Consider the following 25,899-nt stretch of genomic DNA (forward strand, 5'->3'; position numbering starts at 1 on the left):
ATGAAGAAAATCGAGGCCATCATCAAGCCGTTCAAGCTGGAGGACGTAAAGGACGCCCTTTCTGCCCTGGGCGTCCAGGGCATGACGGTCACCGAAGTCAAAGGCTTCGGCCGCCAAAAAGGGCACACGGAGATTTACCGCGGCAGCGAATACACCGTGGATTTCCTGCCCAAAATCAAAATCGAAGTCGTCCTGCCCGACAATCTCGTCAACTCTGCGGTCGAAGCCATCGTCAAGGCCGCCCGCACCGGGAAAATTGGCGACGGCAAGGTCTTTGTGACCCCGGTGGAAACCGCCGTGCGCATTCGCACGGAGGAAACCGGGGATGCGGCGGTGTGAGCCGGGACTTCCGCAATCCGCGAAGCCAATTCCCACGCAACGCCCCCGGCGGGCCCGCGGCCGGCTTGCCGCCGTGGCACCCGGATGGCACCGCTCACGGAGCTCGTCCCGGACCTGCGGGAGCCTCTGCGCGTCCGACCGGCCGCCATGCCCTTCCGTCGGTCCATCCGGCATGAACCCGCCGCTCACCTTCCGGCACTCGTTACGAGTCCGTTACGGGGAAACGGACCAGATGGGCACCTTTTACCACGCGCGCGCCCTGGACTGGTTCGAGTGCGCCCGTTCGGAATTCATCCGGCATCATTTGGGGATGTCCTATGCAGAGCTCGAGGGGGCAGGGCTGTTTCTGCCGGTCATCGAGGCGCACTTGCAACTGCTCGGTCGGGCCCGCTACGACGACCTGTTAACCATTGACGCCACTCTGGAAATGCCCGGCCGTGCCCGGTTGCGCTTCGACATGCACGTGTCCCTCCATCCGCGGGGCACCCCGGTCGTGCGGGGTTACACCGTGCATGCCTTTGTCGATGGCCAGGGCCGTCCCATCCGACCCCCGGCGTGGTTTCTCGACAGGCTTCACCAAGCAGCCGCGAGGCTCCAGGCCCCCTCCCCCGAGAACCCACTCCCCTGACTTCCGGGTCGCCGTGACCTCCCCGAACGCCACACCGCAAGTCGCACAGCCGGGAAAGGCCCCGGCAGATCGAAAAGTGCGTCCCTGCCTCGACAAAGCAGGCATTAGCGGTTGCACCGGCCCGGATCGGTGAGCAAATTGTCGTGGAAACCGAGCCCGTCAGCGTCGGCTCGACAGGGCTCGCAAACGCAACACAGAACGCCCGAACGAACACGGAGGATCGAGCCCATGGAAACCCACTTCGCCAATTTGGAAGGCGCCCGCACGACCCTGGCCAAGGAAAGGGTTCTGGAGGACCTGCGTCAGCTGGCCCGCGATGCGGAGTCCCTGTTGCAGGCCACGGCCAGTGACGTCTCAGAGAAAGCTCGCGAGGCCCGGGAACGACTGGCAGCCGCCCTGGAGCGGGCCAGGGCGACGTGTGCCGAATTCGAAGAAGGCGTGGTAACGCGCGCGAAGGAGGCCGCACGCAAGGCTGACACCGTCATCCGCCAGCATCCGTACGAGTCCATCGCGCTGGCCTTCGGTATTGGCCTGTTGATCGGCGCACTGATCGCGCGCAAGTAACCCCGCGCATGGATCCCGAAGCGGACGCCACACCCGGCTGGCGGGCCGGCCTGCGCCGCGCAGCCGAAGCGCTGTGGGGACTGGCGCGCTGTCGGCTCGAGCTGTTTGCCATCGAGCTGCAGGAAGAAAAGGAACGCTTCCTGTGGCTGCTCGTGCGCCTGGCGGTGATTGCGGTCCTCGGCGCGGCCGGCGGCCTGGTAATGCTCGGGTTGCTCACCTGGCTGGTCTATCAGCTCGCCGGCCTTTGGGGCGTCGCCGGCGTCGGGCTCCTTTGCCTGGCCGGGGCAGCGTGGGGCCTCCGGAGTTTGCTCCGCACTCTGCGGGAGGGCCCGATCCCCTTTCACCAAACCGTGGCCGAGTTCAGGAAGGACCGCGCATGGCTCACCGGCAACGACTGACGGAACGAGAGCAACTCAAGCGCCTTCTGGCCGCCGAGTCGGAGCTGCACCGGGCCGTGCTGCGCAGCGAATGGCAGCGCCTGGCTTCGTGGGGCGACCTGGCCCGTGGCTGGAAGGACGCGGTGCCCAAGTGGGCACCGGGGACGGCGTGGTGGACGCTGGGCAGCGCCGCAGCGGGATTGCTGTTGGCCCGGCGCTGGAAACCACTGCTGCGGTGGGCTCCCGCGGCCTGGACCCTGTGGCGCTGGTGGCGCCGGTTCGGTGCCAAATAGTCGCTTGCCTCGGGCCTCGGAGCCGTTCCGGGCTTCGAGTCGGCCATCCGGAACAGGACAGCCCGGGCTCCCACAGGCCTCCCGGATCTCAGGGTGCGAAAGAGTGATTGGGCCACTGAACCCGTGCGAATCCCTGGATAAAGCAGAAGGCTAAACGCGGCAACGACCCCTCTTTTCCTGCTGCCCCTCGCTCGCCTCCGCTCTTGGTCAGGAAACTCGACCAACAGATGGGTTCCTCCCGGTCCTTTGCCCCGAGCCGTCCCGCAACCCTTATCTGTGCGTATTGGATTCTGGGAACCTCCTGGCGGGACACGTTTCCCGACCGCCCTGCGACAACTCAGAAGCCGACAAACGCTTCGGCGCGGCTGCCCGATCGCGGGCCCCGTAGGTCACGGTTCCGACTTCGGCCGGGCACATACACTTTATTTGACCCGGCGGCGTGTCCGCACGTGGATCCTTTCCTCCCGCACCGGCGGACTCTCCGACACACGGCGTTGCGCTCGGGCTCCGGCGCACCTACAGGGCCCGCGCATTCGAGCGGCGTGCGTCAAGCAGTTGAACCCGATGGGCCCGGCTCCAGTGCGCGATGAAGTGCCCAAAGCAAGTCGCGAGTCAGGAAAGGCTTGGTCATCAAGGTCTCCAATTCCAGATTCTCCAGGTTCCGGATGGTCACGCGCTCAGCCACACCCGTCATCCCCAGGATGGGCAGGCGGACCCCCCGCGCCCGCAGGGCCTGGACCAACCCCGGACCGTCCAGCCCGGGCATCAGCATGTCGGTCAGCACGAGGCGGACCTCACTGGCATAGCGCTCGACCAACGCAAGCGCTTCATTGCCCTCGGCCGCCAGCAACACGCGGTAGCCATGTTTCTCCAACGTGCGCTTCAGCATGTCGCGCACGCTGGCCTCGTCGTCCACGACCAGCACCATCTCGCCCCGGGCCGGAGGTGGCAGCGGTGGCTCGGCCGGTTCTTCAGCCGCCGATTCGCTGATGGTGGCCGGAAAATACAACTCGAAGGTCGTCCCCTGCCCGGGCAGGCTCTTGAACCGCAGGAATCCGTTGTGCCCCTGCACGATGCCCAGGACCGTCGGCAGTCCCAGACCCGTGCCCTTGCCCACCTCCTTGGTGGTAAAGAAAGGATCGAAGATCCGGTCCTGAATCTCCGGCGCGATGCCCGTGCCCGTGTCACTCACCGTGAGGCACACGTAGGGCCCGGGTTTGGCGCGCGGATCCAGGGAGGCAAAGCTTTCGTCCACGTGGACGTTTTCCGCGGCCAGCCGCAGGATGCCGCCCTGCGGCATGGCGTCCCGGGCGTTCACGCACAGATTCATCAGCGCCTGATGCAACTGGGTGGGATCTCCCATCACCGACCACAACTCCCGCGGGGCATGCAGCTCGGTCTGGATGTTTCGCGGGAACGTCTCCCGGATGATTTTTTCCATGTCCCGTAGCAAGTGCCGCACCGGCACGGGGACCCGGGTTCCCGGCGTTCCGCGGGCGAAGGTTAGCAGCTGCCGAATGATGTCGGCCCCGCGTTGTGCGCATTGCTCCATCGTCTCGAGCATCGCCCGGCTTTCCGGATCCTCCACGGTCTCTTTCAGGAGCGGTGCCGCCATCAGGATCGGCGCCAGCAGGTTGTTCAGGTCGTGCGCAATGCCGCCGGCAAGGGCGCCAATGCCCTGCATGCGCTGGGCGTGCAGCAGTTGGGCCTGCATTTGCTTGCGCTCGGTGATGTCGGTGAGGATCGCCAACACCCGGGGCGGAGTGTCGGGAGGCTCTCGGAGCAGAGTCCACCGCGCCAGAACGATCCGCTCACCGCCGGTGGCCTGGGGGATGGAGAACTCGCCGGTCCACTGGGCTTCCCGCTGCAGGGCGGCCTCGGCCTCCGAAAAGCCGGGAAACAGCAGCTCGGGCACTTGTTCCAAACCCAGACCCACGAGGGCCTCCCGATCCCGCCCCAGCAGCCGCGCCGCCGACGCATTGCAGTAGCGGATCCGCCGATCCAGCGTCCAGACCAGGATGGCGTCGTTGGCCGCATCGAGCAGGGTCGCCTGCTCCTGCAGGCGCGCTTCGGCCCGTTTGCGCTCGGTGATGTCGAGGCCGCAGCCGCACAAACCGATGATCCGGCCCTGGGGATCGCGCAGGGGCACTTTGGAGGCGATTTTCCACGCAATGCTGCCGTCCCGCAGCACCACGCGTTCCTCGTAATTCAGAATCGGCTGGCCCGTCTCCAGAACGCGCCGATCTTCCTCGGCAAATACCGCAGCCTGTTCCGGGGGATAAAAGTCGAAGTCCGTCTTGCCGAGCACTTCCTCCTCCGACCGGGCGCCCATGTAGCGCAGGTCTTCCGGATTGGTCAGCGTTTTACGCCCCTGCAGGTCCTTCGCGTACACGACCATGGGCACCGTGTTGACTATGGCGCGCAGGAGCGTCCGTTCGCGGATCAGCGCTTCCTCCGCGCGTTTGCGGTCGGTAATGTCCAAGCCACAGCCGGCCAGGCCGATCACACGCCCCTGCGCATCCCGCAGCGGCACCTTGTAGGTCAACAGCCAGGCCTCCCGACCGTCGCGCAGGACAATGCGATCTTCTCGACCCAGAATCGGCTCGCCAGACTCCAGTACCTGCCGGTCCTCCGCCGCGAAAACCTCTGCCTGTTCGGGCGGATAAAAGTCAAAGTCGCTCTTGCCCAGCACTTCCTCCTCGGACCGCGCACCCATGAATTGCAAATCGACGGGATTGGTGAGCGTTTTGCGGCCGGTGATGTCCTTGGCATAGACGGCCAGCGGCAGCGTCTGGAGGAGCGTGCGCAACAGCGTGCGTTCGGCCGCCAACTGATCCCGCGCCCGTTTCAATTCCGTGATGTCCAGGCCGATCCCGGCCAGGCCAATGATCCTGCCTTGCGCATCGCGGAGCGGAACCTTGGAAGTCAACAGCCAGACCTCGGAGCCATCCGGCCGGGTTAGGCGCTCCTCCCGATTCAGCACCGGTTCCCCACTGCGCAACACCTTCTGATCGTCCTCCCAAAACGCCGCGGCTTGATCGGGCGGAAAGAAATCGAAATCGGTTTTTCCGAGCGCTTCCGCCTCCGTGGTCACCCCGAGGTTCAAACGATCCACCGGGTTGACCAGCGTTTTCCGTCCCTCGGTGTCCTTCAGGTAGAGCGCCACCGGCAGGTGATCCACCAGGGTTCGCAACAGCGCGCGTTCGTTCGCCAGCTTTTCCTCCCATTGTTGCCGTTCGGTAACGTCCTGCAGAGTGCCGAGAATCGCCGGTCTGCCCATGTACTCCACGCGCGCCCCATGTGCTTCCAGATGGATTGTGGAGCCATCCTTTCTCTGACCGCGGAACCGGTAATAGACCTGTTCCACCTCCCCTTTCAGCCGGCGCCGGATGTTTTCCTGCACCCGGGCTCGGTCTTCGGGATACGTAAGGTCCAGCGGGCTCAGCTTGCCGACCAGTTCCTCGGGTGCGTACCCGAAGATCCGGGCCAGAGCCGGGTTCACGTAGAGGAAACGTTCCTCGTCGAATAGATAGATGCCCACCAGGGCGTGCTCGCTGAGCATTCGAAAACGCTGTTCGCTTGCACTCAGCTCCGCCTCGGCCCGCTTGCGATCGGTGACGTCGGTCGTGAGGGTCGCAAAGCCGTCCGGACCAAAGGGCGCCACCGAGACTTCGAAGTGCCGATCCACGGGGGGCCAGTACACTCCCATGCGGGTGGGCCGCCCGTGCAGGGCCACGGCCGAAAACTCCTCCAGGAAGGGCGGCGGGGTGGTGCCATAAACCTCCGAGGCCAGGCGGCCTCGCACTTCCTCGCGCCGCAACCCCATGATCCGTTCGAACGCCGGATTACAATCGAGGATGCGATAATCCACCGGCCGACCGTCCGCATCTCGAACCAACTGGTGCAGTACGATCATTTCTCCGGCACCTTGAAACAGGGATCGGAAGCGCGCTTCACTTTCCTCGATGGCCCGGCGCGCCTGGCGCTCGGCAGTTTGATCCCGGAACACCAACACCACGCCGGCCAGGCGCCCCTGCGCATCCCGGATCGGCGCCGCGCTGTCCGCAATCGGAATCTCCCGTCCGTCCCGACTCAGCAACAACGTGTGATTTGCCAGGCCGACCACGCGGCCTTCGCGCAGGACACGTTCCACCGGGTTCTCCACGGGCTGCCGGCTGAACTCGTTGATGATGCGGAAGACGGAACCCAGTCGTTTCCCCTCGGCCTCCTCTCGTTTCCACCCGGTCAATTGCTCGGCCACCGGGTTCAAATACTCCACGCGCCCTTCGGCGTCGGTGGTCAAGACCGCGTCACCAATGCTCTCGAGCGTAATGCGGAGTCGTTCCCGGCTCCGGAAAAGGGCCTCCTCGGCCTCTTTTCTGGGAGTAATATCCGCCACAAACCCCTCCAAGAACTTGAGTGCCCCCGAGTCGTCGTACACGCCCCGGCCGCGTTCCCAGACCCAACGCACCTGTCCGTCCGCACGTTGGATCCGGTACGTCAGTTCGAAGGGTTCCTGTTGTGCGAGCGCCGCCTGCACCACGTCCCACACGGCCTGCCGGTCCTCCGGCAGGATCAATTCTCCATAGCGAGGCCGGCCTTGCAACAAAGCCTCTGCCGGATAACCGGTGAGATCCGCACACCCGTCACTCACCAGGACCATGGGCCAGTCCGGAGCGTTGACGCATCGGTAGGCCATGCCCTGCAGATTCGCCAACAGGGTGCGCATTTGGCGGTGGCTCTCCGCCAGAGCCTCGCGAGCCTGAACCGCCTCCGTGACGTCCTCCAGGGCCAGCAAAATCATTTGGGAGGCACGGGCCTCGCCGTACAGGCGCCGGGCATTCAATCGAAGGATTCGCGGGCCGAGTTCCGGCAGCGAGACCTTCAATTCGAAATCGTCCAGCCGCGTGTCTTCCGGCAGGATCTGCTCGAGCAACTGGCGCAGTTGCGGCTGCTCCAATGCACCGCCCCAGAGCGCATACAGGGATTGCCCCACCACGGTTTCCGGCCGGGAGCGGAACGACTGGTAAAACGCCCGGTTGGCCGAGACGATCCGCAGGCCCTGGTCCAGCACCAACAGGGGATGCCGCAGCGTGGCCACAATCGCCTCGTTGAGGGCCAGCGCTTCGGCCAAAAGCCGCTGTGCCTTTCGCTCCTCGGTCTGATCCCGGAACACAAGGACCACCCCGGTGATGCGGCCCTCCTCGTCGCGGATCGGCGCGCCGCTGTCGGCAATCGGGTACTCGCGCCCATCCCGGGCAATCAACAAGGTATGATTCGCCAGACCCACCACCCGACCCTCGCGCAACACGCGGGACACGGGGCTTTCCACCACCTGACGGGTTTCTTCATTGACGATGTGAAAAACCTTGCTGAGCGGTTTCCCGCGCGCCTCGGCCAGCGGCCATCCGGTCAGACCTTCGGCCACCGGGTTGAGGAACTCCACGCGACCCTCCGCATCGGCGACAATCACCGCGTCGCCGATGCTGGCCAGGGTCACTTGATGGCGCTCCTCCAAACGCCGGCGTTCTCGCTCGGCTTCGAGCAGTTGGCGCAGTTGTTGGGCATGGACTCTCTGCCAGAGATTCCATGCCACCAGCCCCAGCAGTCCGAGCAGCGCACCTGTACCCAACCAGATCGCCACGGCCCGACGCCGGGCGGCGCCGTACGCCTCTCGAGCGTCCATTTTGGCCACCAGCACCCATGAAGAGCCCGGTACTTGGGCCGCGGCGGCCACCACCGCTTCCCCTCGATAATCCCGGCCCTCGATTAATCCACGGGCACCCTGGACTGCCTGGACCTCCACCAACTCTCCTTCGCTCACGGGAAGCCACCGTTGCAGCGCCGAACCCGGCCAATCCCTGGGGTCGTTGAGAAACAGAACATCTTCGCCCCGCCGGCGCACCAGCAACGTCTCGGCGGTTTGCGAGGGCAGCGGCCAGGCCAGGAGCAGCGGATAAACATAATCCGACGCGCGCGTCACCAACACCACCGCGCCGACCACGGCTGCGTCGGCCACCTCTCCCGTCACCAGCGGCGCCACCACCGCCAGATTCGGCAACGGATCGGCCCCCCAACGGAAAAGCTCCGTCAACGCCGTTTCACCCGTGCGCAGGACATTCGTGAGGGTAAGCAGCAGCTCCAACGGCAGCGACGGCAGGTTGGGCCCCACTGTCAATCGCACCTGGGCGTGAACATCGGTGAAAAACGCCTGCGCGTAACCTTCGACCCGACGACGACGCTCCAGCCGATTCTGCAATACCGCCGCCCGCTCCGCACGGGGCTCGGCCAGCCACTGCGTGAACGCCACCGCAAGGGAGGGGGTTTCCCGGTACAAGTCTCCATCCGCCAAGCGTTCCGCGCGCCACGCGGACAATTGCCGCACCTTGAGGTCCGCGATGCTCAAGAGGGTCTGCTCGGCCCGGTGCCGCAGCATCGCGGTTTGCTCCCGCTGAAGCCAGACGGCACCCGCCACCAGGACCAGGGCCGCCAATCCAAACAACCCCCGTAGGACCAATGCGTGCGGTTTCATAGGCAGCGAACTGCGCTTCGCCGCAGCCTGCCATCGACGGATTCCTGCTGACAAGCGGGAACCCGGCGACTTCGGGGAAGGCCGAGTACCTCCTGCCCCGGGTCCGGAACCTCGAGGTCCTCAGCAGCTACCTGTCAGAATCGCTGGAATGGCTGGATGCGGAGGGGGCAGGATCAGGTCGAACCCGCCGCGGGAACCGACTCTTTGCCACCGCGCAGCCACAGCTCGAACTGGTAGAGGGCTGCCACGACGATGCAGTGACGGATCCTGCCCCGGGCCACCAGCCCGGGCAGGTCCTCCACGGGAACCAGCCGCGTGACAAGGTCCTCCCCCTGGTCGAATTGCACCGGGTGGGTCGGACGGCATTCTTCCACCAATACCGTGTAGGTGCGATTGCTCAGGATGGCGGGATTCGGCAAGACCATGCCGATGACGCGGGGGCGCACACCCGTGTAGCCGGTTTCCTCGCGCAATTCGCGCACTGCCGTGTCGATCGGGGACGCGTCGGAAGGATCCATGATGCCACCCGGGATCTCCAGCTCGACCGTGCCGCTGCCGTGTCGGTACTGCTCCACCAGGACGACCTGACGATCCGGCGTCATCGCCACGACATTCACCCAGTCCACCGAGTCCAGAATGTAGAACTCGTGGGTTCGGCCCGTCCGGGGCGAGCGTTTCAGGTCTTTCCGGAGGCGAAAGACCTTGAAATCGCCCAATGGCACGGTCTCGAGGGTCGCCCAGGGTTGGATCATTGGCGCATCTGCCGATTGAAGGTTGGTCCGAAGATCGGGCGCGCTGTTACGATGGTGATTGCCGCGCGGACGCAGCCTGCTGAAACAGGCGCAGCAGGTGAGCCATCGCGTCCGGTTTTGACCGGCCCGTCTGCCGGGCGAGCTGGTCGGCGCGGCGATCCAGTTGTCGCGCCATTTCGAGCGAACGCTGCGGCGGGCAGCCCCACCCTTCCAACAGGCGGGCCAGGAATTGCAGCTCAACCTCCGTGGGGCCCGTGTTCATGCACGCATCCCCTCTGGACCGGAGGAGGGCACGATGCGAATGCTCTCCACATGGATCCGGCGCAGGGGACAGTCGCGGGCGTCGGTGGGCGTGTTGGCGATCCGGTCCAACACATCCTCACCCTGGATCAACCTGCCGAACGCGGTGTATTGCCGGTCCAGAAAACGCGCATCGGCATGACAGATAAAAAACTGGCTTCCGGCGGAGTGGGGATCCCGGGCCCGAGCCATGGAAAGCACCCCCCGCAGGTGAGGACGGTCATTGAATTCTGCCGGGACGCGGTGGGCGGGCCCGCCCGTACCCCAGCGTGCCTTTTGAGATTCGTCTTTCGTGAGGGGATCTCCGCCCTGGATCATGAAGCCCGCGATCACACGATGGAAACAAGTGCCATCGTAAAACCCCTGACGGGCCAACTGCTTGAAGTTCTCGACGTGGCGCGGGGCCACCTCCGGCCACAATTCCAGCACCATGGTGCCTTCGCTGGTTTGAATCACTGCCACTTCGTCGCTCATGGTAGGAGCCCTGTTTGGACGGTGTTAACCTGGTGTTCGTTGGGGAGCATCGATTCGGAACCCGTGCCCCGGAGGGCAGGATCGCTCACGGCGCCTGGTCCGCCGGCACGATCCGAATGCTTTCCACATGGACTCGCTTCAAGGGCCGGTTGCGCGCATCCGTCGGAGTGTTGGCAATCCGGTCCAGAACCTCTTCGCCCCGAATGAGCCTGCCAAAGGCTGTGTACTGGCCGTCCAGATGAGGCGCATCCGCATGGCAAATGAAGAACTGACTGCCGGCTGAGTTTGGGTCACTGGTGCGGGCCATCGAAAGGACCCCGCGAACGTGTTTGCGCGAATTGAATTCCGCCTTGATGGTGTACCCGGGGCCGCCCGTACCCCATCGTGCCTTTTGAGATTCGTCCCTGGTCAGTGGATCTCCTCCCTGGATCATGAAGCCTTTGATGACGCGGTGGAAGCAGGTGCCGTCGTAAAAACCCTGGCGCGCCAGTTTCTTGAAGTTCTCCACGTGACCGGGGGCGACGTCCGGCCAGAATTCGAGGACCATGGTGCCCTCGGAGGTCTGGATCACCGCCACCTCGTTGGTTGCGGCGCCGGGTCGAGGGGCAGTGCCGGGAACCGCGTTGGTCCCGGGGTTCGCGGGCCCGTTCGAGCCGCCCGGGCTGGGCTGGGCACTGACGTGCAACCAAACGCCGGCAAACAGACAGGTCAAGCCAGTCCAAAACAGACCTCGATGCTTCATAGGATGAACAATCTTCGCCTTGCCGACGGATTCTGTCACGCCCGGATTTGTGGGTGCTGGCTCCGGAGCTCCTGCGAGCTCTCGCCGCCCGGAGCCGCGGCTGCCTCCACTCCGAGCAAAGCAGTCCGGCGCCGTGGCCGTGGTGGCGCGCAAGCGAGCTGTCACGCTCCCGCTCATACTTCGCACAGGGCGGCCAGCTCCTGTTCCAGGGCCCCAGCCGAGGCCGGCCGCTGGCGGGGATCGAAGCTGCACGAGCGCTGAATGATCTGATAAAACCGGCGCTCAACGTCGTTCTTCAGGCGGGGCGTCAGATCGGGCAGATTGTCGGCCAGTTCTTGCACGGCCACGCCGCTGAACATCTCGTAGAGGATCCGGCCCATGCTGAAAATGTCACCCGCCGGCCGGCCGCTGCCCTCCGGAGGATGGTATCCCACGCTGCCCACCGAGGTGCCCCCGTGTTGCTGCGTGGCCACCGTCCCGATGTCGGCCAGCTTCGGCACGCCGTCCACGTAAATGATGTTCGCGGGCTTCATGTCTCGATGAACCAGGCCGCGGTGATGCAAGACCTGCAGAGCCAGCAGCAGCGTCCTGGCCACAAGGACACATTCCAGCACGGGCAACCGTCTTCTGCGATCCAACTCCGCGCGCAGCGTCCGGGGTACGTACTCTGAACAGTCCTCCACGGGCATTCGGCGCAGGTCGTCGGCCAGCTCCATCACATAGTAAAACCAGGTGTCATCGGGACAGCGCCCGACCTGAAGGATGTGTACAAAGCCGGGATGGGTTCGCGAAATCGGCTCGAAGTGGCGAACCCCGGTCCATTCCCGCTCGTACTGTCTGGAGGAGGCAAACGCGCGGCGTTCCACAACCTTGGCGGCCCGGCACCGACCCAGCACGCTCTGCACCAGCCAGACGCTGCCGTACGTGCCGCGCGCCAGATGCCGCAGAACCTCATGATCGGCAATCCGGGGCCGGCCGGAACCGGGAACCTGACCGCTCATAAGAAGGAAGCCCGTTGCACCCGAGTCGGAGCGGCACGGGTTGGCCGGGCACTGGTGCGCCCGCCCGCGGTACATCCGGCCCGAAGCATAGTGTTTTCGTTCGACACAGTCTGACCCGCAAAGGAGCCATGAAACGGATCCTTTGGAGCACACGCAATCTAGCAGCGGACTCATCCCCCGCAAGCCGTTCATGCAGACCGAGCCCTTCTGCCCGCAGTCCCGCCCCTGCACTGGTAGAGATCGCTACGGCCCCGGGCGTTGACCCCGTGGCCTCGCGTCCAATGCACCGGCGCGTTCCGAGGAATTCCGGCACGTTCCCCACCTGATGCGCGGCGCCGACCTGCGGGCGGACCATGACGAATTCGCCAGGCCTGCCGGGCCGGAGAAGGCTGTTCCCCGTCGAGGGCCGGGCGTGCCGACTCGCACCCGGATGCACGCGAACTTCAAATCAGGAGGCCTGTTCAGGCGAGATGCACAGCAGCGAATGGGAGTAATTGGACTTGCCCGGATCGGCCGTTTCGCCGATCGGTGCTTGCGGCGCATGGACCATTGGATTCGAAAGAAAGCGCTCGAGCCCCCGATCGTGGGGTCCGGCTGCCAGGCCTGGAAAAGCTTCGATGAACCGGAGGCGACGATCCGGCTCCGCCCCGACGCGCGCACCGGCTCCATGGGCGGTTTGCCCGCAGGGCCGTTCGCCGCCCCGGGCACCTACGAGGCGACTCTCCCGTTTACGACGGCAACCGGATCAAAGCGCCGATGCGCCGGGCCTGCATTTTTGCGGTGAAATGAACCTGCTCTCGTGCCTGCTGAGGGGCAAAAACCCGTTTCAAAGCCGCCTGCCAATTCCCATGCGACGGCGTCTCTTTTCGATTCCACGGAACGAGGAACCTGCGGCATCCCATACCGATCGCCCGGCCGAACAGCGTGACGCAGCGCCCGAGCCCACTTCTGCGCTGTCCCGTCCTCGCGGGCTGCACGGACGCAGCAGCCGACGTTGCTGGCGATGGGCCAGCCTCCTGTACGTCGGCGGACTGCTGGAATGCAGTGCGGCTCCGGTGGCGGGAGTCGATCCTGCGACGCCTCCGGGGGCCGAAGCGGCCGCGTTTCTGAGCTCTTTGGGGGTCAATTCGGCCGTGTCCCGCCGCGGGGAACGCCTGGATCGAACCGCGGAGGCGGTCCGCTTTTTGGGCATCCGGTGGATTCGCTCGGGCTACGAGAGCGACGTGCCCCTGGAGGACCTGCTCGAACTGCACCGCCGAACGGGAGTGAAATTCAGCTACGGTTTGCTCAGCGGGGGAACGGATCTGGAACGTCTACTGCGCGGGGCCCGCCGCCTGGCCGCGGCCGGCGCCCTCCTGGCGATCGAAGGCAACAACGAACCGAACAACTGGCCGATCACCTACCGCGGGCAGACCGGAGGCGGCACAAATTCCTGGTTGCCGGTGGCATGGTTGCAACGCGACCTGTTCCAGGCCGTCAAGGCCGATCCGGTGCTGCGGGCGTACCCCGTCTGGACGGTTTCGGAGCCCGGTGCGCAAACGGACAACGCGGGCCTGCAATTCCTGACCATCCCGCCCGGAGCCGGGACGTTGATGCCACCCGGCACGCGGTATGCGGACTGCGCCAACGTCCACAACTACATTTATCACCCGGCCGCGCCCCGCCTGGAGGACAACAAGACCTGGAACGCCGCCGATCCGACCTCCGCCTGCAAGGTGGACGGCTTGTACAAGAACTTCGGCCGCACCTGGCGGAAGGGGTTCGCCGGCTACCCAGAGGCGGAGCTGCAGACCCTCCCGCGCGTGACCACCGAGACCGGCGTCGCCGTTAGCGGCGAGGTCAGCGAAGAGATCCACGGATGGCATCTGCTGACGATGTACCTGGCCCAGTTCAAGCGCGGCTGGACGCACACCGCCGTGTATTTGCTGCGGGACCGAACCGACGAAGCCGGCAATCAACAGTTTGGTTTTTACCGACCCGACCATCGTCCACGACCCGCTGCCGTCTACCTGCATCGGTTGACGAGGCTGCTGGCCGACAAGCCCGGTGCCCCCATCCGGGGTCATGTCGCTCCTCTGGCGTATGTTCTCGAACCCCAACCCGACACCCTGCACGACCTGTTGCTGCGAAGGCGGGACGGCACATGGATCCTCATTCTGTGGAACGAACGGGTTCACGGGTCGGACGAAATCCAGGTTCGCTTCGGCCGCGCGTGGCCCGGGGTCACCGTCTATGACCCCATGCGCAGCGATCTGCCCGCGGCCCGGTATCGAAATGTCCAGCGACTCGGCCTCGAGTTGGACCGCCACGTGCGCGTTCTGTGCATTGGGCCGGGACCGGTGGAATCCACGAACGGTGGCGGCAATACGCCGTCCTCCTGAAGCACCGCCCCCGGCATCCGGGCAGCTGAACAGCGCCCCGCACCCATGTCCCGCGGATGGTCGGCGGACGTAGAAAGTATGGACGCGTGGGCAGCCTTTGGCCCCCGGGACTCAAGAATCCCCGGCAAATGCCGGTTCCGCGGGGCTGTCCCATGCCGAGGACGTCCGAAACGCCCCCGTGCTTTCCGGGGCGTCCAAAACCTTGAAATCCGTCGCGATGGGATCAGGGCAAACCGCTTGCGGCGACTCCGACGGGCTGACATGTTTTCCGTGACCCGGCGCATGCGACATGAAGCGCCGGGCCGGGAGGATCTCTCCACATGCCGGAACAACCGTTGCGCATTCTGGTGATCGAGCACGACCCGACCACGGTCGGGAGGCTGCGTCCCCTGCTCGAACAGGGCTGGGAGACGCCACCGGAGGTGGTGCTGGTTTCTTCGTTGGCCGAGGGCGTGCGGCGGTTGGGCACCGATCGCTTCGACGTGGTGCTGTTGGAGTTCTTCCTGCCGGAGGGCGCGGGACTGGCCAACCTCCCGTTCCTCAGGCAGGCGGCACCGCGCGTGCCCGTGGTGGTGATGGGCCACGTGGACGACGAAGCCCTGGCGGTCGAGGTGGTCCACGCCGGGGCCCAGGACTACCTCGTCCACGGCCAGCTCGACGCGCGGTGGTTGCGACGCGCTCTCCGTTATGCCATGGAGCGGCACGCCGCCGAGATGGCCTTGCTGGATGCCGAGGCGCGGTATCGCGAGATGTTCGATCATCTCACGGAGGGCGTTTTTCGGACCACGCCGGAGGGCCGCTATCTCATGGCGAATCGGGCCCTCGCGCGTCTCTACGGCTATTCCAGTCCCGAGGAGTTGATCCGCAGCATCACCAATATCGGCGACACGCTCTACGTGCAGCCCGGGCGCCGGGAGGAGTTCATGCGCCTGATGGAGGAGCACGAGGTGCTCACCAACTTCGAATCCGCGGTGTTTCGCCGCGACGGTCGCATCATCTGGATCAGCGAGAACTGCCGCGCGGTTCGCGACGCATCCGGCAAGCTCCTCTATTACGAGGGCACGGTGCGGGACATCACCGAGCGTCGCAGCGCCGAGGAACGCCTCCGCAATTCCGAGGCCCTCTACCATTCCCTGGTCGAGACCATTCCGCAGAACATTTTCCGGAAGGACGTGCAGGGCCGGTTCACCTTCGCCAACCAACAGTTCTGCCGCACGGTGGGCCGTCCCCTGGAAGCCATTGTCGGCAAGACGGACTACGACCTGTTCCCGCCCGAGCTGGCCAGCAAATACCAGCGCGATGACGCCCGCGTCCTCGCCACGGGCCAGACCCTGAAACTGGTGGAGGAACATCAAACCCCCGCCGGGGAGAAAATGATCGTGCAGGTCATCAAGACGCCGCTCCGCGGCGCCCATAATCAGATCATCGGCCTGCAGGGTATTTTCTGGGACATCACCCAGGAACGACTGGCCGAACAACGCATCCGCCAGGCCAATGAAGAGTTGGCGCGGAGCCAGGCCGAACTGCAGCGGAAGAACCTGCAGATGGCCGAGGAACTTCGCATGGCCAGTGAGGTGCAGCTGGCGCTGCTGCCCCAGCATCACCCGGTCTTCCCCTCCGGCGCGTCGCCGGCCGACAGTGCGTTTCACTTCACGCAACGGTATCGGCCGGCGGGGGAGGTGGGAGGCGACTTCTTCCACATTGCGGCCCTTTCCGAGGTCGAAGCGGCGGTGTTTCTCTGCGACGTGGCGGGCCACGGCGTGCGTTCGGCGCTGGTAACCGCGGTCATCCGTGCCCTGTTGGAGGAGCTCAAACCCCTGGCGGGCGACCCGGGAATGCTGCTCACCCGCCTGAATCAGGAGCTGCTTACGATCCTGCGTCACGACGACACGGGCTTGATGACCACGGCGTGTTGCCTGACGGCCAACGCCGAGACGGGCCTCTTGCGCTACGCAAATGCCGGACATCCGCGCCCCTTCCACATTCGGCGGACCGCCGGCGAGGTGCGCCTGCTCCCCTGGCCGGCCGCGGCGCCCCAGCCTGCATTGGGTCTTCTGAAGTCGGTGACCTACCAGAGTGCGGAAGTTGCCCTGGAACCGCACGACCTGGTGATGCTTTACACGGACGGTTTGTACGAGCTGCACAACGCAGCCCAGCAGCTCTACTCCACCGAGCTGCTCGAGACGGCCATCCAGGCCCGCCTGCATCAGCCGACGGCCCAGCTGTTCGATGCCCTGCTGGCCGAGGCACAGAACTTCAGTGAAACCGGCAGTTTCGAGGATGACGTTTGCCTGCTCGGGCTGGAGTTCCGGCATCCGATTCCCCATTCGCGTGGGCATCCGTGACAACCCGGCCGGCCGGCGCGCCGCTGTGTCTGTGTCGCCCTGGAGATGGCCGATGCGCCTCCCTTGCCTTCTGCCCGGGCCACGCGCTCCCGGCGGTATGGCTCACCCGAAAACACGTCTCGATTGCCTCCGAAGGGCGCCCGCCGCCGGCTCCGCCCCGGCGCGACAATCCCGGTCGTCGCAGCCCCGGCGCGTATGGCAGACCCGTGCAGGGCCGATCCCCCACCCGGCGGCCCCCAGCAACTGGGTGGCGGAGGGATCCTTCGCCCCGGGGAATGGGGAACGGGCCTGCTGAGGTCATCTGCCCCCGGGTCCATCGGCCGGTCGGGTCCCTCGACAAACCTTCCCGCCGGTCCTATGGTTACAAGCGATGACACACGCGGCGGATACCACGTCCAAACCGGATCTGGAGCCGGATGTCTCCGACCGCCCGAAGTCGGAGCTCGATCCCGGCTGGCTGGTCGTCTGCTGGAACGACCCGGTCAACTACATGGATTATGTCACCCACGTGTTTCAGGTGGTGTTCGGGTGGCCACGGCACAAGGCCGAGTTCCACATGCTGCAGGTTCATCACCAGGGCCGCAGCGTGTTGACGCGGGAAACGCTCGAAAAGGCCGAACATTACGTTCATCAACTTCAACACTACAATCTCCACGCCACGCTGGAGCGCGCCGAATGAAATTGATCCGCACTGACGGGGACCGGATGACGTTCCGGTTGTCGGCCACCGAGCGAGTCGTGCTGCTGGATCTGGTGAAGGCCTATCCCTGTGTTCCCCCCGCGCACGTGCGTCACCGGGCGGTCGCCTCGGAAGATCCCGAGTCCGCCGAGATCCAAACCCTGCTGGCCGAGGCACTGGCTGAGCAACGAGCCGCCACGCGCCGGCAAATCCTGCAGCTGTTGGAAAACCCGGAGGTCTTGCAACGCCAGCCCCAGGGCTGGGTCCTTCACCTCCGACCCGGTGACCTGGAAACCCTGTTGCAGGTACTGAACGACGTGCGCGTGGGCAGCTGGATTGCCCTGGGCTGTCCCGATCCCCTGCCGGACAAGCTCCCCTCCGACCCGGAGAAGGCACACCACGCGGCCACGATGGAGCTGGCGGGCTGGTTTGAAATCAGCCTGTTACAGGAGGTGCAACAGGGCCCGGCTCCCTGATTTGGTCTCGCGAAGGACTCGTCCATGCGCACCTGGCGTCCACTGCCCACGTTGCTCGGGGAGCGGCTCTGGTTTCCCGACCCCCGTACGGCCCCGCCCGAGGGCCTGGTGGCCATTGGCGGCGATTTTTCGCCCCAGCGCCTGTTGCTGGCCTATCGCAGCGGAATCTTTCCATGGACCGACAACCCCATCACGTGGTGGTCACCGGACCCGCGCGGGATTTTCGAGTTCGATCGAGTGCACGTGCCGCGCAGCCTCCGCAAGGTCATGCGTCAGGTCCCCTTCCAGCTCACCCACGATCGCGCCTTTCGCCAGGTCATGGAAGGTTGCGCCGCACCGGCGCCGGGGCGGGAAGAAAGCTGGGTCACACCCGCGTTCATCCAGGCGTACACCACCTTGCACCGACTGGGGTATGCGCACAGCGTGGAAGTGTGGTTGGACGGCCAGCTCGTCGGCGGAATCTACGGCGTGGCCCTGGGAGGGTTCTTTGCCGGCGAGTCGATGTTCCATCGCGTCAGCAATGCGTCGAAAGTGGCGCTGGTGCATCTGCTGGAGCATCTGCGGCAACAGGGCTATGTACTGTTCGACACCCAGATGCTCACGCCGGTCACTCGTCTCCTGGGGGCCACCGAGATTCCGCGCGATGAGTATCTCCGGCGGCTTGCGGCAGCGCTTGAAAAGGACTGCCGCTTCTGAGCCCGCAGCACCGGCGCATTCCTGACCACCCCGCCCCTGCTTGTCGCCGCTGCCGGCTGATGCCATCGAACGAGAGCGCAGACCCCGCCGCTGGCGTTTCCAGTGAGGGCTCCGGCTACACCGGTCATCCCCCTTTGCATAAAGCAAGGGCCGCTCCGGAGACCCGGAGCGGCCCGACCCTTGAGAATCAGGCGACCCTCTCAGCGACCTCGGCGGAGCAGGAGCATGCCGACGCCCAACCCAAAAAGCGCCAGCATGCCCGGCTCCGGGACAACATAAATCCGGACGTTGTCCAGATAGAAGTTCACCGGAAAGGCCGAGTCCGAATTGGCCCCGGTCCAGAGCTGGAACCACGTGTCGCCCGGCTCCCAGCCGAGCCACGAAACCTCCTGGTCAACGTGCAGCGTGATCAAAGTATTGTCGTTGGCATTGTGCCAGCCAGTGGGGGTGAACTGATTTTCCCGCTGCGTCCACCCCGCGGATCCGTCGCTGTTGCCCACAATCGTGAGCTGAAACCAACCCGAGGCATCCGGGGGAAAGCTCTTGCCATCCACCATGACATCGAAGCTGATCCGTGCCAGCGAGCCGTAATTGACGATGGCCTGCATCGTCAGTTGCTGATTGTCCGAACCCCCGCCCGGCCCCCAACTGAACTCCTTGGTGAGTAGATTCTGCCAACCGCCGGCAGTGTGGTTCTGCTGGATGGTCGCGCCGCCGGCCCAACCGGCCGGGTCGCTGGGACGCCACACCACGTTTTGGAACCCCTCCACCCCGGAATCGAAAGTGTAGAGAAGTTGGGGTTGCGCCTGCAGAACGACACTTGTCGCGAGCAAACCGGCGAGCGTTGTGATGCGGGTTCTCATAATCGTACCATTGGGTTGCGATTTGGCAGACCCCAGTTTAGGTCACGCCGTGGCGCTGTCATGTCATCAGAAATCACGACACCCCGTGAGGCTGCGTCAGCCTCCGGACCGCCTCCAGGCAGGCCCGTGCGGAGTGGTACGGTCCCTTCCACTCGCTGACTTTCGGTTGGGATCGGTCCGGACGTCCCGCGGGGTCCAGCCGCCAATGCCAATCCCCGTACTCGGCGTCGGCCACCCTGTCGCGAATGAAGCCCCACACCCGCCGCGCCGCCTGGAAGTAGCGATCGTGTCCCGAAAGGCGCCAGGCATGGAGGAAACCGACCAGTGCCTCTGCCTGGACCCACCAGTCCCGGTGCGCGTGGATCACGCGGCCCTCCCGCCCCTCGTAGGCCACGCCTCCGTCCCGCCCCAGCGCCTCGGACTCAACCGCCGCGGCCATTTGAACCGCAGCCGCCCCGGCCCGCTTCCGCAACTCCGCATCGCCCAGGGCCTCAGCCGCCTCGCACAAGAGCCAACTGGCTTCAATGTCGTGACCGTAGGTGTAGCTGTCCGACAGCACGCGCCAGTCCTCCGCGAAATAGTGTTCCAGATGGCCGGTGCGTCGATTGAGAATCTTTTCCAAAAAGAGCACCAGCAACTCCCGCAGGCGCGACGCCAGCTCCGGCTCCGGCCAGGCCTGGTAAAGCGTCGTCCACGCCTCGAGCACGTGCAGATTCGTGTTCATCGACTTGGCCGCGCCGAGTTCCTGTCCGCCCACCAGGGACACGGCCCGCGCGGACCAGTCGCGCGTGAAAGCCTCATAATACCCTCCGTGGCGCCCATCCCGGGCGTGGCGATCCACGAGCCGGTAGAGCGTGCGGGCCTGCTCGAGCACCTCCGGCGCATAAAAGGCAAGATGATACTGCGTCATCGCGTACACGGCGAAGGCCTGGCCGTAGATCTGTTTGGTGTCGTTCCGCACCCGCCCCGCGGCATCCAGATGCCAGAACGCGCCCCCGTGCTCGGCGTCCCAAAATCGGTCCCGAACCCACCTCAACGCAACCTCCGCCCGGTCATGGAAAAGCGCTTCGGGTCGACGGTCATGTACGGCCGCAAAGGTCCAAAGGATGCGTGTGTTGAGGACCAGGCCCCGCGGCCGGGACGGATCCGGTTTCAAATCATGAGTCAGCCAGCTGTGCCAACCCCTGCCCTCTGGCTCCATGGCCGGGCCGGCCCAAAAGGGGAGGATGTGTTCAAAGAGATGCCGCTCGATTTCTGTGGCCCAAGCAGCCTGTTCCGTCGGAATCATGATGTTCCCTCGATGCGCTGGAACGACGCCCTGGTGGGATCGCTCCTGCCGAGCACCACGCCACCCGGTTCGGCCCCGGCCGTCAAGTCTTCCATGCGCCGACACAAAGCCCGTTCGTTGGATCCGGAGCCGACCACCGATCCCTGTGTGGGCCGCGGCACCACCTGCCTGTCGCTTCGAGGCGCCGGGTGGTGCCCGGTGGTGCCGGGATCCGGTCGGTTGAAAACCGCGCAATCCTTTCCCGGGGTGGGCCCGGGGAAAGCGGTCGCCCGGGCCGGAGGTTCGCCATGCGGCCTCGTTGCGCCCCCCTCACATGCATGCTGCTCGCCTTTGCCGTTGCCAACGGTGCGGGGCGTGCGGCAACTTGGCAGGCGATTGCAAGCTATGCCCGTCTACGAAGAGCAGCAATTGCAGGAGATCTCGCGGCAGTTCCAGATTTACGGAGAAATCCTTCATGCCGAAACCTGCAAGATCGGCCACATCAACGAAACCTACTCCGCCACCTACGATCAGGGCGGCACCCGGGTCCGGTACGTGCACCAGAAGATCAATCGGCACGTGTTCAAGGATCCGCCGGCGGTCATGGAGAACCTGGAACGGGTCTGCCGCCATCTGCGCCAGAAGCTGGAGGCCCGCGGAGTGTCGCAGATCACCCGCCGGTGTTTGACCATCGTTCCGGCCCGGGACGGTCGGCCCTATTACGTGGATCGGAACGGCGATTACTGGCGGACCTTCCTGTTCATCGAGGGAGTTCAGACGTTCGAGGCCGTGCAATCTCCCGGGCAAGCCTTCGAGGCGGGTCGCGCATTCGGAGAGTTTCAGCAACTGTTGGTGGATCTGCCCGGGCCCCGGCTGCACGAGACGATTCCCGATTTCCACAACACGCGGAAGCGGTTCGCGGCCTTCTTGGAGGCCGTGGAGAAAGACCCGGCCAATCGCGCCCGGGAGGCCCGCGCTGAGATCGAGTTTGCCCTGCGCCGCGAGTCCATCACCGGGGTCATTCTGGACGCCATGGCGCGCGGCCGCATTCCCGAGCGCATCACCCACAACGACACCAAGTTCAACAACGTGCTCATGGATGTGGCCACCGGGGAAGCGATGTGCGTGGTGGATCTGGACACGGTGATGCCGGGATGTGCGCTGTACGACTTCGGCGACATGGTCCGAACCACGACGAGTCCGACCCTGGAAGACGAGCGGGATCTGAGCAAAGTGCGCATGCAGCTTCCGGTCTTCGAGAAGCTCGTCGCAGGTTATTTGAGCGCCGCAGGCGCGTTTCTCACCCCGGCCGAGCGCCGGCTTTTGCCGTTTGCCGGAAAACTGATCACGTTCGAAACGGGACTCCGGTTCCTGACCGATTTCCTCACCGGCGACATGTACTTCCGCATCCACCGGCCCGGTCACAACCTCGATCGGTGTCGGACCCAGTTCAAACTGGTGGAATCCATCGAGCAACAGGAAGAGGCCATGCAGCGCATCGTGGATCGCTGGGACGGCGGTCCCACCCGCAGGCGGCCCCGGCAATTGCGGGTCGGGCGGCGTTCCGTGGCCGGCCACTCGACGGCAGAAAGCTGACCCGCCACGCGGCAACGCGCCGGTTTCGAAGGTGCCCGGCTGGCGGGAGGGGAACTCATTTTACCGGCAAAAGGCACACAATCTCCCCGGAAGATGCGAGGGCCAATCTGCGAAAGCCCGAGTCCTCCGGCAGACTGTCCGAGTCCCCGGGGCCGCCTTGCCTTTCCGGCGCCCGCCCGGGTATGTGCCGGCGAGGATCGGGAGGGAACCCCCGTGCTCGTTCTCCGCGGCGACGCATCGCCTGTCGTTGGGCGGGGCGGCAGTCACCCGATCCGGCCATGGGGAAGCGGGGCCCTCGGCAGTCGGGCGTCGGTCAGAGCGGTTGCGAGTGCGTTGCGGCTTCCGACGTCGGCCATTGTACGCTCACCGTGGTTCCGACGCCGGGCTCGCTCTCCACGGTGAGGGCGCCGCCGTGGACCTCGGCCAACCGCCGGCAGATGGTCAAGCCCAGCCCCAGCCCCTGCTGCTCGCGCACCTTGCGGTTGAACTGCACGTAGGCGCCAATACGGGACAACTGTTCCGCCGTCATCCCGCAGCCCTGATCCTTCACGCGCAACCAGCAGCCCTGGGCAGTGCTCTCCAGGCGCACGGTGACTTCCGTGCCCTTCTTCGAAAACTTGAACGCGTTGCCCACCAGCTCCTCCACCATGCGTGCCACATATTCCTCCGCCATCGGCACCACCCCGGGTTGGAGTTCCAACCGTAAATCCTCCAACCGTCCGAACTGGTTGGCCACTTCGCGCGCCCGCGTTTCCACGATCAGGTGCGCCTGTTCCGTCCGCTTCTGCCGCAGGGCCGCCGCTCGTTCCGTATCCGTGCCGAGCAATTCCAGCTGGGCGTAAATGAGGAAGTTCTCCACCAACCGCATGAGACGTCGGCCCGACTCGGCGATGACCTGGCCCATTTCGGCCACTTCTTCCGGTTGCAGCGAGGCCGCTTCGCTGCTGAGCAACTCGCCGTAGGCCAGGATGCCGTTGAGCGGCGTGCGCAATTCATGCGGCAGGGCAAGGCTGATGCTGTCCCGTAAATCGGCCAGCTTGCGCTCGGCCGCTTCCCGGATTTGTTGGGCCTTACGGAGGCGGGCCTCCACCGCCGCGTGAAGTTGTTCCGGAGTGAAGGGCTTCGGCAGATAATCATCCGCGCCAAGCTCCATGCCGTACCGCATGCCGGCGGGATCCGCATACCCCGTCATGAGAATGAACGGGATGGCGGCGGTGGCCGGATCTTCCCGCAACGCCGCCAGCGTGAGGTACCCGTTCATGTGTTGCATGTTGATGTCGCAGAGAATGAGATCCGGTTGCTGCTGCCGGGCCAACGCCACCCCTTCCCTGCCATCGGGTGCCTCGATGACAGCAAACCCGCGTCGGGTCAGGACCGCATGGACCATTTCCCGGAGTCCGGGTTCGTCATCAATCACCAGGATCTTCTTCATCCCGCCCATGGGCGCCACGGGTCAGAACAGAGCAAACGCAGGGCCAGTCTCGATCCGCTCCGGGCACTACCTCGGCCGGTTGGGCGTCGAAGCCCGGCATGCCTCCGTCCATCCTTTGCCTCACCCGCCCAACGTAAGCAGGAACACGGCGGGCGGCAACAGGAACCCTGGGAGGCGGGCAAAAGCCGGCCCAGCGCCGCTTCGGCAGAACTCGGGGGCGGTGCCGCTGGCACAGGATAACGTGCCCAGCGGCGGCTCTCCCAAATCTCCCACCGACCCGACACCTTCCGGACCACTCGGGCGGCCGCTCCGGACGTGTCCTCCACCAACGCGATTCCGTCTGACGGGCCCAGCACGCTCAGCGCAGTCGCCAGCGCATCGGCGGTCATACCCCGACGCGCAATCACGGAAACCAGGCTGTGATCCGTCAGCCCCAACCCGGTCCGCGGGTCGACGATGTGCGAGTATCGGACTCCATCGATCTCCACATATTGGAACAGATCGCCCGAGGTGGCCAGGGCGCAACGCCGCAGCAGCAGGGATTGGGCCGGTGGGGCGCCCGGTCCGCTCGCGGAACTCGTCTCCACCCGCCAGGCGGGTCGCCCCGGCGGGGGATCGCCCACGACCAGATCACCGCCGGCCTGCAGCAGGACCCGTCGCAGCCCGTGCCGCTCCAGCACCCGGACCGCCTCATCCAGCACGTACCCTTTTGCAATCCCGCCCAGATCCAGCCGCATCCCCGGTCGAGTCAAGCGGACGGCGCGCCTTGGCGGGTCCAGCTCCAGGTATGCGTATCCCACGGCCGCGCGAGCCCGTTCCAATCGGTCGGGAGGAGGCAGCTCGTGCTGACGCCGCGCTCTCCGCCAGAGCTGGACCACGGGTCCGACCGTAATGTCGAAGGCACCGCGCGTGCGCTGCGCCCATTGTTGTCCCTCCTCCAGGACCCGCCACAGATCCGGACTCACAAGCACCGCACGACCCGAGCCCGCGGTCCGATTGAGTTGGGTCAGCTCGCTGTCCTCCTCGTAGTCGCTCAGAATCAGGTTCAGCTCCGTTACTCGACGGTACATCGCGTTGACGGCATGACGCGCAGTGCCGGCGTCGGGTGCGTACAACACCACGCGGAATTCCATGCCCATCTGTGGCTCGGAAAACTCGAATCGCGTCCACCCCGCGGATTGCCGCCGGCCGGCGCATGCGGTGCACCCCGCGAGCAAAAGGCCCAAACCCAGTGCCAGGGGACCGAAGCAACCGACGCGGCGCAACCAATGCACGAACTCCAGCCTCACTTGCACAGCGAGAAGTTTCCGCAACCGGACGCGCCGGGACAAGTCGCTCTTCCCGGACCCCATCAAGGGCTCCGGGGCCAATTCACGTCGGCTCCGGCCACCGGAGGTTCGGGCAGTCCACGGAAGCAGAGTAAAACGGCCGGCCCCGAACATTCCGAGGCCGGCTCGTTCAACTCGGAGAAGTGTGGGGTGACAGACTGGCCCGGTCGTCTGTCACCCCGTCCTGCATCCTCGTCGAATCCCTCAGAGTTCACATGCCCGTCCCGGGGGCCGGTCCCCATGATTCACCGGCCCGCTTTGCCGGGTCGGGTTGGCAACATGGTTGCCGAGAGAGGGATTCGACATGGTTGGTTGAGGACAAAACCGCAAAAAAGTCGTTGCAGATGGCGACAATTACCCTCTCGCGCAGCGCGGGTCTGGCTCTGCTTCCGACAATCGTATTCTTCGGGCAACTGCACGGCGCGGAAGTCGATCCGCATGGTTCGCTGCACGGTTCGCGTTTTGCGCGTTACAGCCATGCTTCCACGGCTCCTGAACTCTCACTCCCTGACTAAGCGAAGCGCATCCGTTCGTCATGTGGCATGAATTGGGGACAAAACCCGAGCCCGCCTGACGACTGCCTGGCCGGGGCCGTACAGTTGCGACGCATGCCCGGGCCGGGTGGGGAACGCCGCGCCTGAAAGTCCGGGAAGGACCGCACCTGCATGCACCCCAAAGCGCTTCAACCCATCGGTCGCGCGGCCGAGTCCGGGATCCGAACCGGGCGCGGGCTCGTGTCTTCTCCATCCCGATACGAAGGCGGCATGTGCTGCGAACCAAAGAAAGCGCAGCGGAGGCAGGGACGCTGTCGCTTGGGAAAAGAGATTCGCGGGC

The 25,899-nt window shown here is 65.2% G+C and carries 21 protein-coding genes; 11 read left to right on the forward strand and 10 right to left on the reverse strand.

Translation table 11 applies throughout. The features are described from left to right. The 5 genes from ACPDIT_RS00360 (at position 1) to ACPDIT_RS00380 (ending at position 2,201) form a co-directional block, all read left to right on the forward strand. On the forward strand, positions 1 to 339 hold the full coding sequence (locus ACPDIT_RS00360; RefSeq protein WP_423440541.1) for a P-II family nitrogen regulator: 339 nt from the start codon (positions 1 to 3) through the stop codon (positions 337 to 339). A 172-nt stretch (positions 340 to 511) separates the two neighbouring features. Beyond that, a complete protein-coding gene (locus tag ACPDIT_RS00365) occupies positions 512 to 967 on the forward strand; it encodes an acyl-CoA thioesterase (protein ID WP_423440543.1) in 456 nt (151 codons plus the stop codon). Between the two features lie 228 nt (positions 968 to 1,195). Beyond that, positions 1,196 to 1,531, forward strand: coding sequence for a DUF883 family protein (locus ACPDIT_RS00370; RefSeq protein ID WP_423440545.1), 336 nt, complete (start codon positions 1,196 to 1,198; stop codon positions 1,529 to 1,531). Between the two features lie 8 nt (positions 1,532 to 1,539). Then, a complete protein-coding gene (locus tag ACPDIT_RS00375) occupies positions 1,540 to 1,929 on the forward strand; it encodes a phage holin family protein (RefSeq protein WP_423440547.1) in 390 nt (129 codons plus the stop codon). Further along, positions 1,908 to 2,201 (forward strand): hypothetical protein, encoded by a 294-nt coding sequence (locus ACPDIT_RS00380; protein ID WP_423440549.1) that lies wholly within the window; start codon positions 1,908 to 1,910, stop codon positions 2,199 to 2,201. The genes ACPDIT_RS00375 and ACPDIT_RS00380 overlap by 22 nt, the downstream gene beginning before the upstream one ends. 547 nt (positions 2,202 to 2,748) lie before the next feature. Here ACPDIT_RS00380 and ACPDIT_RS00385 read toward each other — a convergent pair. The 6 genes from ACPDIT_RS00385 to ACPDIT_RS00410 form a co-directional block, all read right to left on the reverse strand. Further along, positions 2,749 to 8,733: a PAS domain S-box protein gene (locus tag ACPDIT_RS00385; RefSeq protein ID WP_423440550.1), complete on the reverse strand. Its 5,985-nt coding sequence runs from the start codon at positions 8,731 to 8,733 to the stop codon at positions 2,749 to 2,751. Positions 8,734 to 8,906: 173 nt separating this feature from the next. Beyond that, positions 8,907 to 9,485 carry an NUDIX hydrolase gene (locus tag ACPDIT_RS00390; protein WP_423440551.1) on the reverse strand — a complete coding sequence of 193 codons (579 nt, stop codon included), beginning with the start codon at positions 9,483 to 9,485 and terminating at the stop codon, positions 8,907 to 8,909. A 46-nt stretch (positions 9,486 to 9,531) separates the two neighbouring features. Continuing rightward, positions 9,532 to 9,747 (reverse strand): hypothetical protein, encoded by a 216-nt coding sequence (locus ACPDIT_RS00395; RefSeq protein WP_423440553.1) that lies wholly within the window; start codon positions 9,745 to 9,747, stop codon positions 9,532 to 9,534. Beyond that, on the reverse strand, positions 9,744 to 10,259 hold the full coding sequence (locus ACPDIT_RS00400) for a peptidylprolyl isomerase (protein WP_423440554.1): 516 nt from the start codon (positions 10,257 to 10,259) through the stop codon (positions 9,744 to 9,746). The genes ACPDIT_RS00395 and ACPDIT_RS00400 overlap by 4 nt, the downstream gene beginning before the upstream one ends. A gap of 85 nt (positions 10,260 to 10,344) precedes the next feature. Then, on the reverse strand, positions 10,345 to 11,001 hold the full coding sequence (locus ACPDIT_RS00405) for a peptidylprolyl isomerase (protein ID WP_423440556.1): 657 nt from the start codon (positions 10,999 to 11,001) through the stop codon (positions 10,345 to 10,347). Between the two features lie 173 nt (positions 11,002 to 11,174). Further along, the gene (locus ACPDIT_RS00410; protein WP_423440558.1) at positions 11,175 to 12,002 is read right to left on the reverse strand and encodes a protein kinase domain-containing protein; all 828 of its coding nucleotides are present in this window, start codon (positions 12,000 to 12,002) and stop codon (positions 11,175 to 11,177) included. A gap of 785 nt (positions 12,003 to 12,787) precedes the next feature. On the opposite strand from ACPDIT_RS00410, the gene ACPDIT_RS00415 reads away from it, so the two are divergent. The 5 genes from ACPDIT_RS00415 to aat all read left to right on the forward strand — a co-directional run bounded on the left by ACPDIT_RS00415 (position 12,788) and on the right by aat (position 18,579). Further along, complete coding sequence (locus ACPDIT_RS00415) at positions 12,788 to 14,383, forward strand: glycosyl hydrolase (protein ID WP_423440559.1); 1,596 nt, start codon at positions 12,788 to 12,790, stop codon at positions 14,381 to 14,383. Between the two features lie 320 nt (positions 14,384 to 14,703). Continuing rightward, a complete protein-coding gene (locus ACPDIT_RS00420; RefSeq protein ID WP_423440561.1) occupies positions 14,704 to 16,728 on the forward strand; it encodes a SpoIIE family protein phosphatase in 2,025 nt (674 codons plus the stop codon). A gap of 370 nt (positions 16,729 to 17,098) precedes the next feature. Beyond that, positions 17,099 to 17,407: an ATP-dependent Clp protease adaptor ClpS gene (locus tag ACPDIT_RS00425; protein WP_423440563.1), complete on the forward strand. Its 309-nt coding sequence runs from the start codon at positions 17,099 to 17,101 to the stop codon at positions 17,405 to 17,407. Then, the gene (locus ACPDIT_RS00430) at positions 17,404 to 17,883 is read left to right on the forward strand and encodes a hypothetical protein (RefSeq protein ID WP_423440564.1); all 480 of its coding nucleotides are present in this window, start codon (positions 17,404 to 17,406) and stop codon (positions 17,881 to 17,883) included. The genes ACPDIT_RS00425 and ACPDIT_RS00430 overlap by 4 nt, the downstream gene beginning before the upstream one ends. A gap of 24 nt (positions 17,884 to 17,907) precedes the next feature. Beyond that, positions 17,908 to 18,579 (forward strand): leucyl/phenylalanyl-tRNA--protein transferase, encoded by a 672-nt coding sequence (gene aat / locus ACPDIT_RS00435; protein WP_423440566.1) that lies wholly within the window; start codon positions 17,908 to 17,910, stop codon positions 18,577 to 18,579. Positions 18,580 to 18,779: 200 nt separating this feature from the next. Here aat and ACPDIT_RS00440 read toward each other — a convergent pair whose 3' ends face one another. Next, entirely contained in the window at positions 18,780 to 19,442 is a 663-nt protein-coding gene (locus ACPDIT_RS00440; RefSeq protein ID WP_423440568.1) for a PEP-CTERM sorting domain-containing protein, read from the reverse strand. Positions 19,443 to 19,515: 73 nt separating this feature from the next. Further along, positions 19,516 to 20,730, reverse strand: coding sequence for an AGE family epimerase/isomerase (locus ACPDIT_RS00445; RefSeq protein ID WP_423440570.1), 1,215 nt, complete (start codon positions 20,728 to 20,730; stop codon positions 19,516 to 19,518). Between the two features lie 384 nt (positions 20,731 to 21,114). Between ACPDIT_RS00445 and ACPDIT_RS00450 the strand changes: the two genes are divergently transcribed. Then, complete coding sequence (locus tag ACPDIT_RS00450; protein ID WP_423440572.1) at positions 21,115 to 22,305, forward strand: phosphotransferase enzyme family protein; 1,191 nt, start codon at positions 21,115 to 21,117, stop codon at positions 22,303 to 22,305. A gap of 313 nt (positions 22,306 to 22,618) precedes the next feature. On the opposite strand, the gene ACPDIT_RS00455 is transcribed toward ACPDIT_RS00450, so the two are convergent. Further along, positions 22,619 to 23,737: a response regulator gene (locus ACPDIT_RS00455; RefSeq protein WP_423440574.1), complete on the reverse strand. Its 1,119-nt coding sequence runs from the start codon at positions 23,735 to 23,737 to the stop codon at positions 22,619 to 22,621. After that, positions 23,734 to 25,032: an FAD:protein FMN transferase gene (locus ACPDIT_RS00460; protein ID WP_423440576.1), complete on the reverse strand. Its 1,299-nt coding sequence runs from the start codon at positions 25,030 to 25,032 to the stop codon at positions 23,734 to 23,736. Before ACPDIT_RS00460 ends, ACPDIT_RS00455 begins: the two co-directional genes overlap by 4 nt. Between the last annotated feature and the right edge of the window lie 867 nt (positions 25,033 to 25,899).

Origin of the sequence: Limisphaera sp. VF-2 (assembly GCF_049537125.1) — a bacterium.
Taxonomy (GTDB): domain Bacteria; phylum Verrucomicrobiota; class Verrucomicrobiia; order Limisphaerales; family Limisphaeraceae; genus Limisphaera.

Coding starts and splice junctions, on each gene's coding strand:
- ACPDIT_RS00425 (WP_423440563.1), top strand. CDS start 17,099: ATGACACACGCGGCGGATACCACGTCCAAACCGGATCTGGAGCCGGAT.
- ACPDIT_RS00405 (WP_423440556.1), bottom strand. CDS start 11,001: ATGAAGCATCGAGGTCTGTTTTGGACTGGCTTGACCTGTCTGTTTGCC.
- ACPDIT_RS00360 (WP_423440541.1), top strand. CDS start 1: ATGAAGAAAATCGAGGCCATCATCAAGCCGTTCAAGCTGGAGGACGTA.
- ACPDIT_RS00430 (WP_423440564.1), top strand. CDS start 17,404: ATGAAATTGATCCGCACTGACGGGGACCGGATGACGTTCCGGTTGTCG.
- ACPDIT_RS00415 (WP_423440559.1), top strand. CDS start 12,788: ATGAACCTGCTCTCGTGCCTGCTGAGGGGCAAAAACCCGTTTCAAAGC.
- ACPDIT_RS00390 (WP_423440551.1), bottom strand. CDS start 9,485: ATGATCCAACCCTGGGCGACCCTCGAGACCGTGCCATTGGGCGATTTC.
- ACPDIT_RS00445 (WP_423440570.1), bottom strand. CDS start 20,730: ATGATTCCGACGGAACAGGCTGCTTGGGCCACAGAAATCGAGCGGCAT.
- ACPDIT_RS00365 (WP_423440543.1), top strand. CDS start 512: ATGAACCCGCCGCTCACCTTCCGGCACTCGTTACGAGTCCGTTACGGG.
- ACPDIT_RS00380 (WP_423440549.1), top strand. CDS start 1,908: ATGGCTCACCGGCAACGACTGACGGAACGAGAGCAACTCAAGCGCCTT.
- ACPDIT_RS00410 (WP_423440558.1), bottom strand. CDS start 12,002: ATGAGCGGTCAGGTTCCCGGTTCCGGCCGGCCCCGGATTGCCGATCAT.
- ACPDIT_RS00400 (WP_423440554.1), bottom strand. CDS start 10,259: ATGAGCGACGAAGTGGCAGTGATTCAAACCAGCGAAGGCACCATGGTG.
- ACPDIT_RS00450 (WP_423440572.1), top strand. CDS start 21,115: ATGCCCGTCTACGAAGAGCAGCAATTGCAGGAGATCTCGCGGCAGTTC.
- ACPDIT_RS00370 (WP_423440545.1), top strand. CDS start 1,196: ATGGAAACCCACTTCGCCAATTTGGAAGGCGCCCGCACGACCCTGGCC.
- ACPDIT_RS00455 (WP_423440574.1), bottom strand. CDS start 23,737: ATGAAGAAGATCCTGGTGATTGATGACGAACCCGGACTCCGGGAAATG.
- ACPDIT_RS00385 (WP_423440550.1), bottom strand. CDS start 8,733: ATGAAACCGCACGCATTGGTCCTACGGGGGTTGTTTGGATTGGCGGCC.
- ACPDIT_RS00375 (WP_423440547.1), top strand. CDS start 1,540: ATGGATCCCGAAGCGGACGCCACACCCGGCTGGCGGGCCGGCCTGCGC.
- ACPDIT_RS00420 (WP_423440561.1), top strand. CDS start 14,704: ATGCCGGAACAACCGTTGCGCATTCTGGTGATCGAGCACGACCCGACC.
- ACPDIT_RS00440 (WP_423440568.1), bottom strand. CDS start 19,442: ATGAGAACCCGCATCACAACGCTCGCCGGTTTGCTCGCGACAAGTGTC.
- aat (WP_423440566.1), top strand. CDS start 17,908: ATGCGCACCTGGCGTCCACTGCCCACGTTGCTCGGGGAGCGGCTCTGG.
- ACPDIT_RS00395 (WP_423440553.1), bottom strand. CDS start 9,747: ATGAACACGGGCCCCACGGAGGTTGAGCTGCAATTCCTGGCCCGCCTG.